The sequence below is a fragment of the Bilophila sp. T19-St14 genome, from assembly GCF_059728385.1.
Genome location: NZ_BAAGFT010000001.1, coordinates 338,889 through 353,257, shown reverse-complemented (window position 1 = coordinate 353,257; position 14,369 = coordinate 338,889). Strand labels below are relative to the sequence as shown.

The following is a 14,369-nucleotide window of genomic DNA, read 5'->3' as shown; positions in this document are numbered from 1 at the left end:
CTTCCGTTCTCCCGTTTTCACTTACAATATCTGGAACTTGCTGACTTCATTCGTCCTGCCGTCGATCACATGCACCGCGCAGGCAAGGCAGGGATCGAACGAATGAACCGTACGCAGGATTTCGACCGGACGCTTGGGATCGGCGATGGGCGTATTGACAAGCGCCTCTTCCACCGCGCTCGGAATGCCCTTTGAACAGCGCGGGCCGAGGTTCCATGTGGAAGGCACCACAAGCTGGAAATTGGCCACCTTCTTGCCCTCGATGACCAGCCAGTGAGAGAGCCCGCCGCGGGGCGCGTTCACAAAGCCCACACCTTCGCCCTTGTCCGGCACTTCGCAGTTCTCGACGATCTTCTTGTCGCCGGAAGCCACGTTTTCCTTGTATTCCTGCAACATCTCACCGGTCTTCTTGGCGATGACGGCGGTTTCGATGCCGCGCGCGGCGGTTCTGCCGAGCGTGGAGAACAGATCGCCGGGCGTCAGGCTGAGGGTCTGGAGCACGCTGTCGACTACCGGGACGACCTCGGCATTGCCCTTGAGATAGGCCACCAGAACCTGCGCGAGCGGGCCGGTTTCCATAGCGCGCCCGTCGTAACGGGGCGCCTTCATCCACGAATAGCGATCCTTGTCGCCCATAAAGGTAAACTTGGGCTCGGTAACACCCTGGAACGGCTTATGAACAGCATCGCCAGCATACCAACTGTGCCGCACATGCTCCTCGATCTTCGAGGGATCGAAAGGCAGGACTTCCAGCTTGCGGTCGAACACCACGCCGGGCTTGAACCACCGGGATTCGAGATTGCGCTCGTCTCCGGGGAACTCGCCGAAGGTCATAAAGTTGGTCGTGCCGCCGATCTTGGCCCAGTCCTTGTACGCGCCGCCGACAAGCAGCAGATCCGGGATGTAGACCTGATTCACGAAGTCGTTGACTTCCTTATACAAGCCTTCAAATTCGGCAATGCGCTCCGGCGTCAGGCTTTCGTAGCAGGTCACGCCGCCCGCCACGAGGAACTGGGTATGCGGGTTCTTCGCGCCAAACACCGCCATAGCCCGCGCCGCCTTGACCTGCAGCCGCAGGGCCTCAAGGTAGTGCGCCGTGGCGATGAGGTTCGCTTCAGGATCGAGATAGTAGGCGGGATGCCCGCCGAGGAAGTAGGCGTTGGTGAACGGGCCGAGCTGGCCGCTTTCCACAAAGGCTTTCAGCTTGGCCTGCACCGCCTTGAAGTCCTCCGCCGACACGGGGCGCGGGGAAACGGACGAGCAGATTTTGGCGGCCTTGACCGGATCGGCCTGAAGCGCGCTGGTCACGTCCACAAAATCGAGGGCGTGCAGATGATAGAAATGCACGATGTGATCGTGCAGATACAGCATCCCAAGCACGAGGTTTCGGATGTAGGTGGCGTTCTTAGGGATTTCCACCTTGATCGCGTCTTCGAGGGCGCGGGTGGAGGCCAGCGCGTGGGTATAGGTGCACACGCCGCAGGTACGCTGTGTGAAGTGCTGCACGTCGCGGGGGTCGCGCCCGACCAAAATCGTCTCAAGGCCGCGGTACAGGGTGCCGACGCTGCGGGCTTCGCTGACGCGCCCGTCCTTCACCTCCACTTCAATGCGCAGATGGCCTTCGATACGGGTCAGGGGATCGATAACGACAGGTCCGGTAAAATGGCTCTGGGGTGTTTTTCTGGCTTCGCTCATGGGTGCTCCCTCTAGTTTTCATAGAACGGGGACAGGTTGTCCCAGAAACCGGGCTCGCTGCAGCCGATGCACGGATGCCCTGCGCCCACAGGCCAGTTGGTTTCGTTGAATTTGACCTTCGGGCAGTTATTCATGGTCTCCGGCCCCTTGCAGCCCAGCTCATACAAGCACCAGCCGTTGCGGGCCTCTTCGGAGTCGAAGGAGGGAGCGAATTCGCCGTTGTCGAAATGTTCCCGGCGCTCACACAGGTCATGCACGCTGCTGCCGAAGAACATCATGGGACGGTTGTTGGCGTCGAGCTCGATCTTGTCGCCACGCAGGAAGGCGACCAGCGTCCCCACGAGGTTCAGCGGGTTCGGAGGGCAGCCGCCGATATTGATGGCCTTGACGCCCTTCGCGCCGAAGCACTCGTTGACGCCCATTGCGCCGGTGGGGTTGGGCTTGGCCGCCTGCACGCCGCCGAACGCGGCACAGGTGCCGTAGGCGACCACGGCCTTGGCCTTGGGGAGGATGCGGCCGCAGATGTCGAGCATGGTATGCCCGGCGATGTAGCCGTATTTGCCTTCATTCGCCGTGGGGATGGCCCCTTCCACGACGCAGATGAAGCCTTCAGGGGCGGAAATGGCCTGCTCCAGAGCTGCTTCGGCGGCTTCGCCCGCGGCAGCCATGATGGTTTCATGGTAATCGAGCGAAATCGTATCCAAAATCAGTTCATCAATGAACGGCTGCCCCGTCCGCAGCAAGGCTTCCGAGCAGCCCGTGCACTCGGCGTTGTGCAGGTACACCACGGAAGGGCGACGGGGCATGGTCAGCGCCCGCGCGACCTGCTCGGCAAATCCGGTCCCCATGCCCATCGTCACGGCGACCATGCTACAGAATTTCAGGAAATCCCGGCGGGATACCCCCTGCCGTTCCAGCCGCGCCTCGACATTTTCTTTTCCCAGACCAACGGCAATACGCATACGCTTCTCCTTTTCAGCGACCGACAACATATCGGCCGCATGCGTGGATCAAAATGGTCGGAACCCCTTTTGCATCCATCCGGCATTTCATCCGCAAAGACGGCGAAACCGGGCATATCCCCACAATAACGGAAGAAATGCCGCGCATTGCAGGACGCGGCCTCAGGACAATGCCCTTTCAGGCAAGCATGTTCCCCCTCCGGGAAGAACAATGCCGCCCTCCTCCACTTCGGAACAGCCCAGTATAAGGGTATTCGGAGGCTACGGCAACGATGGGGCCGTGTCAATCGGGTCATCAAAAAATCGTAACGTGAAAAAGGGCGCATAGCGGGACGTAATGAGAATGCTTGCACACGGCGTTAGAATGCTTCCGGGCCGTTGTTATGGAAAGAGAAAAGGGGGGCGGCGGGAGAATCAAAAAGAAAGGCTGTGTTATAGAAAATGGTTGATGCTTTTTTCCTTGAAGATCCAAAGGGATAACCGGCAAAATGCCTTAGCCGTGGAGCCCGCCAAGGGGAAAACCGGAGAAAAAGGCTGTATTTTCACCGCACTGTGGAGATGAAACAACCACATACTTAACAGAGCCAAAAGAAAAAGAGATACGGCGCAGCGTGCTGCAGCAGAAAGACCCCATCCTGACAGGATGCAAGAGAAGCGGGGCCCTTGTGCCGGATTGGGCGGAGGGTACAAAAAAAGCGCCCGCTGAGGCGCTCCGACAGGCATTCCAATACCACCGGCGTACAGTCCGCCGGGGCTGTGGGCGATTCCGGCCCGCAGTATCCCGGTAGGCTGAAAGGGCCGTTACGACAGCTTCAAGAATTTTCTGGCCCGCTCCACCTGTGCCTGAATAAGGGCATCGCCGACCTTTTTGGATTTCAGGAAATGTTCAATAGCCTTGGCCACATCATCCATCGGGATGCGCTGTTCCGAGCACACCTTGCGCAGTTCCTTGGCGCGTTTTTCCTCGGCGGGATGACCGGCGAAGATATGATCCGAACCACCAAAGCAGCCGGGAACATGCGATTCCCATGTCTTGACTTTCTGTGACATCTCAAATCTCCTTTCCAGGAAGAATGCGATCGTTTTACATGATGTCAAGAGGTATTGCGTTGATTCCAGAAAAAGAAAATGCCGCTTGCAGTGCATGGGAGGATATGCCGCCATTGCAGTGAGGTATGATTTCTTTCCTCTCATGTGGTTGCCTTTTCCCTTGCCTGAGGTACACTCAAGGTAATCAATCACAGTCTAACCTTTGGGGGATTATCATGAAACGCAATAACGCCCTGCTGCACGGCTGCCTCCTCGCCGCCGGGCTGACGCTCCTTCCGTTCGCCGCCCACGCCACCGGCCTGAGCAGCCATTTCCTCGCGGAAAACTCATTCACCCAGTCCGTCAAGGACGGCTATCGGGACATCAAGAAAGAGGTGAAGGAAACCGTCGACGAACTCACCGGCGACGACAAGACCGATGCCCAGAAGTTTCAGGAACGCCGGGACAAGGATCTGAAAAAATACTACAAGGAAGTCCGTGACGCCCAAAAGGACTATGTGAAGGAACGGGAAAAGGCCCAGCGCGAATACCTGAAGCACCACAAGCAGCTCCCCTTTAAGGAAGACCTGCAAAAGGATCTCGAAAGCGCCCCCGCGCCCACGACCGCAAAGTAACCCAGATGCCCCGGCCTTCCGGGGCTTTTTTGCGTGGCTCTGTCACAGTATGAGGTCGCTTCATCTCCACAGTGAGGTGAAAATACAGCCTTTTTCTCCAGTTTTCCTCTCGGCGGAATACAGGGCTAGGGCATTTTCTCGGTTAATCCTTTGGAACTTCAAGGAAAAAGCATCAACCATTTTCTAGGGCACAGCCTTTTATGTCCGCCGTCCAAGGCCCACCCAGACAAAACGGGCCGGAGCGTCTGCCCCGGCCCGTATTCTATTCGGCGAACTCCAGCTTGATGATGCTGGCCTTCCAGACCACCCTGTCCCCTTCAGGATCGCGGGTCAGACCGGGGGCCTTCCAGCAGGCCGACACCGTGCCCCGTGGGTTGATGATGTGATCATCGTCGAACCAATTCCCCTTGGCGATGTTGGTGCTCCGGCCTTCACGGTAGGCACCCACATTGAACCGCACGCCCAACACCGTCTTCCCGCTCCCGTTCGTGATGGAGACGAGCAGTTCGCCCTCCCCGCACGCAATGCCGGGCGACACCCGCGACGCCGCTTCCGCGGCCGGCTCCACGGTAATGGCGACAAGCTCCCGCTGGCGTTCAGCATAAACGCCGTATCCCCAGAAGGCGATGCCGACAAGCGCCCCGACCGTCCCGACGACGGCCAAGCCTATCAGCGTGTTCCGGGGCCAAAACCAGACTAGGACACACAGCGCGGCGGCGAGGATCACCCACGGCATACTAGCGCCTCCTCTTCGCCGGGCCAAGCGCGGCGGGGGAATACGTTGACGGCACTATTCACCCGTGCCGAAGCGGTCGTCGAGCTGACGGTTGCGGTTGAAAATCCCTTCCATCATCATGGCTAGCGCCCCGTCCCCGGTCACGTTGCAGGCCGTTCCGAAACTGTCCTGCAACGCGAAGATGGCCAGCAGCAGGGCCACGCCCGCCGGATCAAAATGGAGCACGCTCGTCACGAGGCCGAGCGAAGCCATAACCGTCCCGCCGGGCACGCCGGGGGCACCTACGGCGAAGATGCCGAACAGCACGATGAAGAAAGCCATCGTACCCGCGGACGGCAGCGCGCCGTACAGCATCAGGCTGATGGTCATGACGAAAAAGGTTTCGGTCAGCACGGAACCGCACAGATGCACGGTCGCCCCCAAGGGTATCATAAACTCTGTGACGGTCTTGCTCAAGGCCGGGGAACGCCGCGCGCAGGACAGGGCCACGGGCAGCGTGGCGGCGCTGGACATGGTTCCCACTGCGGTAAGGTACGCGGGCAGGTAATAACGCAGCACCTGCCACGGGTTGCGGCCCGACAGGATGCCGCCGATGACGTACAGTACGGCGAGCCAGATGTAATGGCCGAGGATCACGATGCCGATAACCTTGAGGAATATGGGAAACTGCACGGTCAGGCGGCCTTCATAGGAAAGCTCACAGAACGTCGCGCCCACGAAAAGCGGCAGGATGGGGATGATGACGCGGGTCACGACGCTGGTCATAATGGCTTCAAGCTCGGCCAACGCCTTGTTGATGATCTCGGCCTTAGTCCAGCTCACGGCGAGCCCAAGCAGCAGCGCCGTGACCAGCGCGCTCATGACGGACATGAGCGGCGGGATGTCCAGCACAAAGGACGGCTTCGGAAGATCGACGAGCCCGCTCACTTCCGTGGGCACGGAGAGGTGCGGGATGATGGCGTAGCCGGAAGCCGCCGAGAACGCCGCCGCGCCGACGGACGAAAGGTAGGCGATGGCCACGGCAGTCAGCAGCATCTTGCTGGCGTTCTGCCCCAAACGGGCGATGGCGGGCGTGATGAAGCCCACGATGACGAGGGGCACCGCGTAGAAAATAATCTGCCCCAAGGCATATTTGATCGACGCCACGGCATCCATGACCTGTACGTTGGCCATGCGCCCCAGAACGGCACCGATGGCCAGTGCCACCAACAGTTTGATGATCAACCCGAAATCACTTTTCTTGGCGGACATCGCCCACTCCTTCTCTCTTCGTCAAACATACCGGGAAGGGGCCCGGCCTCTTCGGGGCGGCCCGCCTTCTCATCGGGGGCCGCAGAACGCCATGCCAAAAACAGGCCGGAGGCCCTGCCGTTCCCCACGGCCCGCCTCCGTCCACCCGTCTCCGCCCCATCATACGTAACACGGCCCCCAAGGACAAGGCTGTCCAGCAAACGGCGGCGGATCGGAAGGGAACGCCTCGGCGTGTGGCGATCAGGGCGTCCGGCGACGGCCTATCGCGGCGGCGCGGCAACGCCCCTGACGCATCACTGTCGACATTCACGAAAAGCCCTGATGCAAGGAACAATTTTGAATCCAATGAGATACCATCGCTGTCCCCTCTCCCCATGAGGATTGTTCTTGACAGCCTCCCTCTTCCTTGGGCATCGTAACACCAATAAACACCGTTTTGGGCACCACAGGAGGCCATGTTATGGAACTGAAAAAGCTTCTTTACGCCGTTGACTTGGAAGATGCCCCCCATCCGGCCATCGAACACGTGAAGATGGTGGCGTCCCTGACGGGCGCTTCCATTTCAATCGTGTACGTGCTCCCTTCCGAAACGGTCTATGAATCCAACTACCTTTCCGGCGAGGGCCAGCCCAACAGGATCGCCCCCACCCAAGCCCTGTTGGAAAAGATGGAACATTTCCTGAACGCCAACTTCCCGGAAGGCGTCGACGACTGCGCGTTCCTCATGGGGAAGGTTTCGGAAGAAGTCGTCAAATACGCCCACAAGAGTGACATCGACTGCATCGTCGTCGGCGCGCATGGACGGATCGGATTCCGCCAACTGTTTGCCGGCTCCGTAGCCACGGAAGTCGTGAAAAAGGCCCACTGCTCCGTATCCGTCATCCGCCCCAGATATTGACGGCACACGCCCTTTCCCGGCAAGCGGGGAAAAGCATTACGCGTTTCGGAACCTCCCGCCTAACGGGAGGTTTTTTCATGCGGAAAAGCGTCCCCCGGATACGTCCCGCCGCGCTTGCGAAAGCGGGTTGACCCGGACTTCCCGGCGGTGTAACAGGAAACCGTTCATGGGAAATGTTCATGGGCAACACTTTTTAAGGGTGGTACCAATGCTGTATACGCGCAACTGATTGAAGGCAAACAGAACCCACGGTGTGAGGTTCTTCTTGTCCGTTCGGACGCGGAAAGAGCATGGAGCTTTTCGCCGCCCTTCTGAGTGTGCAGCCGAGGGGAGGCCGTAAGGCGTTCCTTCTCTTTCCCCGTTCAGGATGGAGCCATCGTATGCATGGTGTATCCGCCAAAACGTTTGGGAAGGAGTAGGAGATGAGGAAAAATCTTTTTGCGACGACGCCGGGCATCATCGTTGTGGGTGCCGTCATCGGCCTGATCGCCGTATGGCTGCAAAAGCTCGGCAACCCGGCAAACATGGGGATCTGCGTAGCGTGCTTCGAGCGCGATGTGGCCGGAGGGCTTGGCCTGCACCGCGCGGCCATCGTCCAGTACCTGCGCCCTGAAATCATGGGGCTGGTGCTCGGCTCGCTGGCAGCCGCCATCGCCACGCGGGAATTCAAACCGCGCGGGGGTTCCGCGCCCATCGTCCGTTTTGTCCTCGGCATGATAGCCGCTATGGGCGCATTGGTGTTCCTCGGATGCCCATGGCGCGCGATACTCCGTCTCGCCGGCGGCGACGGGAACGCCATCCTCGGCCTTGCCGGACTGGCCACGGGGATCTGGGTCGGGACACTCTTTTTCAAAAGGGGTTATTCCCTTGGCCGCAGCAACAGCCAGAGCGTCGTTTCCGGGGCAATCTTCCCCGTCATCGTCGTCTGCCTGCTCCTTCTCTACCTCATTTTCCCGCAAATCCCGGATCAGCCGCAAAGCGGCCCCCTGTTCTACTCCGTGAAGGGCCCCGGTTCACAACACGCCCCCTTCATCGCTTCGCTGGGGCTGGCCTTCATAATCGGCATCTTCGCGCAGCGCAGCCGTTTCTGCACGATGGGCGCGTTCCGCGACCTCTTCCTTTTCCGCTACACCCACCTGTTCCTCGGGCTGGCGGCCATGTTCGCCGCCGCATTCATTGCGAACGCCCTGACGGGCGGCCTCAAGTTCGGCTTTGAAGGCCAGCCCGTGGCCCACAGCGACTTTCTGTGGAACTATCTTGGGATGGTTACCGCCGGGCTCGCCTTCGCACTCGCCGGGGGATGCCCCGGCCGCCAGCTCTTCATGGCGGGGGAAGGCGACAGCGACGCCGGCATTTTTGCCCTCGGCATGTTGGTCGGCGCGGCTATGGCCCACAATCTGGGCACGGCCAGTTCCGGCACGGACATCGGCGTATACGGTATGCAGGCGACAATCATCGGTTTCGTCGTCTGCCTGATCATCGGCTTTGTCCATTCCAAGAAGGCGTAAAGGAGAATTGCCATGCGTACCATTGATACCAGGGGACTTTCCTGCCCCCAGCCGTTGGTCCTCTTCCATCAGGCCATGACGGAAAACGCCGATGCCCCTCTGGATGTGCTGGTGGACAACGAGGCCAGCCTCGAAAACGTCACCCGCGCCGCTGAAAAAAAGGGCTGGAACGTCACCCCGAAAGATGAGGGCGAGGGCGTCTTCCGGCTGGAACTCCGCAAGTGAGGGACTTCTTTTCCCGTTTAGCCGAAGTGTTTCAAGGGAAGCCCCGGAAAGGGGTTTCCCCGCCTTCCCGCACATCCACGGAATACGGCTTTCTCGTTTTCCAGCATACGGGCGAGGTCATCCGGGCCGAACGGATACTGCGGGAAGCGGGGTTTGCCGTGGAGGTCAAAGGGCCTCCCCCCGAACTGCGCACGGGATGCGACATGATCATCGTTTTTGACCTGATGCAGGAGCCGCTTATCCGCAACGCGCTGGAAGCCGCCCGCCTTGAGCCGATCCAGTCCGTCCCCATGCGCGATACCCTGCTCGAACCCGTATCGCTGTTCCATGTGCAGGATTACGGCGACTGGTTCATGGTGCGGGCCGCGAACATGAAAATCACCGTGGAACGCGCCACGGGGAAAATCGTCAACGTGTCCGGAGGCGGATGCCCCGATGTGCCGTATCTGGCGGCGCTGCTGACGGGGCAATGCATCGGCGAGGCCGAGGAGCCGCGGGTCAAGGGGCAGACGCTGTGTTCCTATTCGCTGCAACGCGCATTTGAGGAGGCGAGGCGGCTATGGCGTGGATGATCTGCGGTACGGTGCCGGATGCTTCTTTTCCCCTGACGGGGGGGCGCTGGCGTCTGGATGGCGGCTTTCTCCATGCGGAGGGCGGGGGCATCGCCCCGCTTTCCGTACAGCGCGGGACGCCCGCCCTGCTCGGAACCGCATTGCTGACGTGCGAAACGCTTGGGGTGGAGCCTCCCACGGCACTGCTCGCCGGGGACATCGGGAATGGCGACGGAAGCCGGAAGCTCTACAGCCGCCTTGCGGCCTCCCCCAGCCTGTCCGGGGTGCAGGGCATCACGTTCCATTACCTGTTCCCCGACCTTGATGGGCACAACCGCGTCCTGATGGCTCTGGAGGAAGCGAACCCCAAGCCCGTGCTCGTTGCTGATGCCGGTTTCATGTATGTCGCCAAGATGAGCGGCTACGCCGACGCCTACGATCTATTCACCCCCGATGCCGGGGAACTGGCCTTTCTTGCCGATGAGAAAGCGCCGCACCCTTTCTACACCAGAGGTTTTCTGCTGGCCGCGGATGAGGATATCCCATCCCTCGTCGAACGCGCCTATCAGCACGGAAACGCCGCGCGCTTCTTGCTCATCAAAGGGAAGATTGATCATCTGGTGGAAGGCGGACGGTTCCTCGGTGACGTATCCGAACCGCAGGTTGCCGCTCTGGAGCCCATCGGAGGCACGGGCGATCTTGTCACCGGCCTTGTGACGGGCCTGCTCGCCGGCGGCATGGAGATGCCCCAAGCCTGCCTGACCGCAGCGCGGGCCAGCCGGATTACCGGGCTGCTTGCGAACCCGACCCCCGCGACGCAGATCGCGGAACTGCTGCCCTTCCTCCCCGAAGCGTTGCGCTGTGCCTTGGAAGGGGCCTCCCCCTGTGCGCCTCTAGGGTATAAAACGGTTTTAGACAAGGATCGCCCCTAGGAATTCTGCCTGCGTAGATGGGGGGTACGGAAGGCTATGTTATGGAAAAGGGTTGATGCTTTATTTTTTCGGCTGTGTCATAGGAAACGGTTAGTACTTTATTTCTTAAAATTCCGAAGGAATACCAAATAAAATGCCCCAATCATGGAGCCCATCAACGGGAAAAAAGGCTATATTTTCAGCATAATGTTAAATAAAACAGCCATATACTATGACAGAGCCATTTTTTAAGGCTCTGTTATAGTTTATGGTTGTTTCATCTCCACAGTGCGTTGAAAATACAGCCTTTTTCTCCTATTTTCCCCTCGGCAGGATCCACGGCTAAGGTATTTTTCCGTTTATACCTTTGGAATTTCAAGAAAAAAAGCATCAACCATTCTCTATAGCATAGCCTTTTTTAAATTCCAAAGGGATAACCAATAAAACGCCTCAGCTATGAAGCCCACAAACGGAAAATAAGAGAAAAAGGCTGGTTTCAAGATACGGCGGAGACAAAATAACCTCTCTATGAAATGCGTTACGGAAAAAACCGGCGGATTCCCTTCTGCCGCGGCTTCTGACGGTACGCCTCAACCCTGAACACTTTCCCTCGCCCCTTCCTTATAGATGGAAGTCTTCTTGGTGCTGACGTAAAACGTCATCACGCGCCCAAAGAGAGACACTACTCCGTAAAGTACGGGAAAAGGCCCTCAGCCTGCATTCCCGGCGGCCTGTTTCATGGCTCGCTTCATGGCGTAGAGCATGACATCCGCCCGCTTGACAATCTCCGAAAGGCCGTGATCCGTTTCCGGGTTGAAAAAGGCATGCCCCCAAGCGGCACTCATATGTATCTCATTTCCCTCATTGTAACGCTCAATGCACTGTTCCAAATTTTGCTGGCACTTTTTCACATCAGAGAGCGAAACGTCGTGCAAGGCGGCGATAAACTCGTCCCCGCCGTACCGATACAATTTGGCGGTGGGCGGCATGGTTTCCCGCAGGATCGAGGCGAAATCCTTGAGGAGCCGATCACCGGCAAGATGCCCCCATGTGTCGTTGACCCGCTTCATGCCGTTAAGGTCAAACAGGATGAGGCACAGGGAACGCACCGAGTCAAAATCGTGGGCCATCCTCACGCAGCTTGTCTCGTAGGCGTTGCGGTTGCCGAGTTCGGTCAGGCTGTCCGTAAAGGCCATCTGGTGCGTCCGCTGGATATAGTCAAAGGCATCCTTCCCGTACCGGAACGGAAACACTTCGTCCGAATCCACAAACTCATAGGGATGGGACAGGTGCATATGCACGACCTTGAGGCGGCCGCCAACCAACCGAAAAAAGAAGGACACCCGCTGCAGGGTACGTATGAATAGGCCGGTTTCCTCGTCGGAAGTAACCGTGTAGCAGCCGAAGATGAGGCAGGATTGCTCGTCCTCATAGGCGACCTGATAAGTTTCCTGCTCCATCGTGAAGGTGACGAGCCGCTCGATCTGCAGAAGTTCCTTGAGCTTGTCCACACCGGTGGTGTACTGGGCGCGGGAAGGCCCAATCCACGTGACCCCCTCGGCCATCTGCGCATAGACGAAATCCTCATCGCGCCGATAATGCCGATACATGATCTCGTGAGTCAGCTCAATGCCGCGCCGACCCAGCGGGCCGATCCCTTCTTCATTCTCGATGCGAAACACGCTGCTCATCATTTACCCCACTCTCCCGCAGTACAGAACCCCACTCCCGCAAAAAGCGTCTCCTAGCATTAGGAGGAAACACAAGGCCCCGGACATGTCAACAGCCACGCCAAATTCTCCAAAACATGCGGAAACGGACAGGCATCCTGAAGCTGGAACTAACGGGGCGGGCCGTCCTACCGCAAATCGGGCGCCGTCCGGTGCAGCCTGAACAGGATGAAAAACGCGGCGACCTGAACGAGCTGAATACAGAGGTAACAGGCAAACCAGCCGAAGCCCGAATAGAGCGCCCCGGGAATGTAGGAGCCGAGAAGCCCGCCGAAATAATAACAGGCAAGAAAAAGCCCGTTGACCATGCCGCGGTCGCCATGGCCGGAGAGCGTGGCCTGATGGTTGATGAGGCCGGGGCAAATGGAATGGACGACGAACTCCCCAAAGGCTATAAGCCATAGCCCACCGAAAAGGGCCCAAAGAGACGGCACCGCAAGCGTGAGGCAAGAGGCGACATACACGGCGGAGGCGAAAAGGATGAGCCTTGTTGGTGTCTTAAACAGGCGCATGAGCGGCGCAAGGGACAACGAAGCGACAAGGCCGACGGAATACCCGAAATACATAAGCCCGATGAGCCCTTCGGAGTGGCCCTGCCCAAGCTCCGCCATACGGAAGGGGATAAGGTTGCCGATGGCGGCGAAGACGAAGATGCCGCAGGCTTCAGCGAAAAAGAGGCTGGGGACTCCCCTGCCCTTGAAAACGGCGAGGTATTCACGGGGGCTGTGAAGGCGTGCTTTGGTGTTGCGCATTTCCGGGATGCTGCGGATGAAGAGGAGGATAAGGAAAAAGAAAAAGCAGATGAAGGCGAGAGTGGCACGCCACCCAAACATCTGCGCAGCCCAGCCCCCGATGATCCGGCCGCACAGCGAACCGACAAGATTGGAAGTCACATATCCCGCAAGCGCACGGTTGAGATCCAGATGTCGGAACATGACCGCAATGCTGGACATAACGGCTGTGAGCACCACCGGAACCAGCAATGCCTGGAAAGTGCGGATGCCGAGAAGGACAAGGAAGGACGGGGCAAACCATACCCCCATGCCGCTTATGCCGAGCAGGAGTGAAGCGCCCAGAATGGCGCGCCGCACACCGATACGGCTGAGCAACATGCCCACGCACAAGGGCGAGATGGCGAGCGACAGCATGAATACGCTGACGAGCAGCCCTGTGGAGCCTTTATCCACACCAAAGTCCCGGCTCACCGAGTTGAACATGGGCTGCGGAGCGTACATCAGCGTATAGACGCAAATCGAAATCAACAGAAGCCCGGCATAGGTTCTCAAGATCGCATTCTGATGAGTGCGAGGATGATCCGACATAATCCCCTCCCAGTCTTTTTCAGCTGAAACTCTCGGAACATGCCCTCTTCGCAGGCATCAAACAGGGAAAAAGGCCCGCATCAGGCAAAAAGACGAACAGCCCGGAGCCTCCCGCCCGCATGCGGGCTGGCCCCATGAAAACCGGCTTCATGGAAAACGCTTTTCACGCTCTAATACAAATCCGTTTCTGTCAATGGAATCTCCGCCGCAATTTCACAGGGCAGGCCATGAGGGAATATTTCTGCCCTCCACTTCCGCCTGAAGAGGGCATGGCTACGCCTTGAGGGATATACGCAATTCCGGCGTCCGCACGAGCCCCATCGCAATACCGACGGGCCAGTACTGATTAGGCTGTGTCGTTATTTTACACATAACTATTTTAAACTATTAAAAACGATACGTTACTCATTGAAATAGCCAAATAATTTCAAAAGATTATATCTAATTGACGACACGACCTAGGACAAGGGGCCAAATAATCCAGAATAAGGCATCACTCCGTACCTCTGCAACATAGGGGAACACCAAGAGGCGAACGCTCTTCTTTCTGTGCTTCACTCCGTATTTACACAAAACGGAGCCTGCCCCAAACCATACCAATACCACATACTGGCATTTGAAAGGGCTGTGCTGAAAATGGATGGAATAGACAACAGAATACGATGAAATTCCGAAGAATTCACGCCATGCTGCGGTATAAAAATACTCAAGACTATCCTCAGCATACTCTCCCTATATCCTCGTGTATTCCGAATTCCAAAGGAAGAGGTTTCCTATTTTTATAGTAGGGAATAATGCCTGCCTCGTACGTAAAAAACCCGTCTCATGACCGGCAAAGGAACGACGCAGGAAAGCCCGCTGTATACGTCTAACTGCAAGCTGTCCCAGTCCCCCAGCGTATCGGGCTTCGGGGATA

General features: G+C 58.2%; 13 protein-coding genes. 6 read left to right on the top strand and 7 right to left on the bottom strand.

What is annotated here, in order from left to right:
* Positions 1–21: 21 nt before the first annotated feature.
* The 3 genes from AC6I1V_RS01485 to AC6I1V_RS01475 form a co-directional block, all read right to left on the bottom strand.
* The gene (locus AC6I1V_RS01485; RefSeq protein WP_308770938.1) at positions 22–1,695 is read right to left on the bottom strand and encodes a nickel-dependent hydrogenase large subunit; all 1,674 of its coding nucleotides are present in this window, start codon (positions 1,693–1,695) and stop codon (positions 22–24) included.
* A gap of 11 nt (positions 1,696–1,706) precedes the next feature.
* Positions 1,707–2,657: a hydrogenase small subunit gene (locus AC6I1V_RS01480; RefSeq protein ID WP_302552154.1), complete on the bottom strand. Its 951-nt coding sequence runs from the start codon at positions 2,655–2,657 to the stop codon at positions 1,707–1,709.
* An 801-nt stretch (positions 2,658–3,458) separates the two neighbouring features.
* Positions 3,459–3,707, bottom strand: a complete 249-nt coding sequence (locus AC6I1V_RS01475) for a hypothetical protein (protein WP_302552153.1) — start codon at positions 3,705–3,707, stop codon at positions 3,459–3,461.
* Between the two features lie 215 nt (positions 3,708–3,922).
* On the opposite strand from AC6I1V_RS01475, the gene AC6I1V_RS01470 reads away from it, so the two are divergent.
* Positions 3,923–4,321 carry a hypothetical protein gene (locus tag AC6I1V_RS01470; RefSeq protein ID WP_302552152.1) on the top strand — a complete coding sequence of 133 codons (399 nt, stop codon included), beginning with the start codon at positions 3,923–3,925 and terminating at the stop codon, positions 4,319–4,321.
* Positions 4,322–4,583: 262 nt separating this feature from the next.
* On the opposite strand, the gene AC6I1V_RS01465 is transcribed toward AC6I1V_RS01470, so the two are convergent.
* Together AC6I1V_RS01465 and AC6I1V_RS01460 are read right to left on the bottom strand one after the other, a co-directional pair.
* Positions 4,584–5,057 (bottom strand): hypothetical protein, encoded by a 474-nt coding sequence (locus AC6I1V_RS01465; protein ID WP_486853935.1) that lies wholly within the window; start codon positions 5,055–5,057, stop codon positions 4,584–4,586.
* A gap of 54 nt (positions 5,058–5,111) precedes the next feature.
* Complete coding sequence (locus tag AC6I1V_RS01460) at positions 5,112–6,308, bottom strand: dicarboxylate/amino acid:cation symporter (protein WP_302552150.1); 1,197 nt, start codon at positions 6,306–6,308, stop codon at positions 5,112–5,114.
* A gap of 460 nt (positions 6,309–6,768) precedes the next feature.
* Between AC6I1V_RS01460 and AC6I1V_RS01455 the strand changes: the two genes are divergently transcribed.
* The 5 genes from AC6I1V_RS01455 (at position 6,769) to AC6I1V_RS01435 (ending at position 10,422) form a co-directional block, all read left to right on the top strand.
* Positions 6,769–7,206 carry a universal stress protein gene (locus AC6I1V_RS01455; RefSeq protein WP_302552149.1) on the top strand — a complete coding sequence of 146 codons (438 nt, stop codon included), beginning with the start codon at positions 6,769–6,771 and terminating at the stop codon, positions 7,204–7,206.
* Between the two features lie 422 nt (positions 7,207–7,628).
* Positions 7,629–8,714, top strand: coding sequence for a YedE family putative selenium transporter (gene yedE, locus AC6I1V_RS01450; protein ID WP_486853936.1), 1,086 nt, complete (start codon positions 7,629–7,631; stop codon positions 8,712–8,714).
* A gap of 12 nt (positions 8,715–8,726) precedes the next feature.
* Positions 8,727–8,939 carry a sulfurtransferase TusA family protein gene (locus AC6I1V_RS01445; protein ID WP_308771551.1) on the top strand — a complete coding sequence of 71 codons (213 nt, stop codon included), beginning with the start codon at positions 8,727–8,729 and terminating at the stop codon, positions 8,937–8,939.
* A complete protein-coding gene (locus AC6I1V_RS01440) occupies positions 8,936–9,511 on the top strand; it encodes a putative Se/S carrier protein (RefSeq protein WP_486853937.1) in 576 nt (191 codons plus the stop codon). Before AC6I1V_RS01445 ends, AC6I1V_RS01440 begins: the two co-directional genes overlap by 4 nt.
* Positions 9,499–10,422, top strand: coding sequence for a carbohydrate kinase family protein (locus AC6I1V_RS01435; RefSeq protein ID WP_497736805.1), 924 nt, complete (start codon positions 9,499–9,501; stop codon positions 10,420–10,422). Before AC6I1V_RS01440 ends, AC6I1V_RS01435 begins: the two co-directional genes overlap by 13 nt.
* 689 nt (positions 10,423–11,111) lie before the next feature.
* Here AC6I1V_RS01435 and AC6I1V_RS01430 read toward each other — a convergent pair.
* Together AC6I1V_RS01430 and AC6I1V_RS01425 are read right to left on the bottom strand one after the other, a co-directional pair.
* Positions 11,112–12,095 carry a GGDEF domain-containing protein gene (locus AC6I1V_RS01430; RefSeq protein WP_486854984.1) on the bottom strand — a complete coding sequence of 328 codons (984 nt, stop codon included), beginning with the start codon at positions 12,093–12,095 and terminating at the stop codon, positions 11,112–11,114.
* A gap of 164 nt (positions 12,096–12,259) precedes the next feature.
* Complete coding sequence (locus AC6I1V_RS01425) at positions 12,260–13,453, bottom strand: MFS transporter (RefSeq protein WP_497736804.1); 1,194 nt, start codon at positions 13,451–13,453, stop codon at positions 12,260–12,262.
* Positions 13,454–14,369 lie beyond the last annotated feature (916 nt).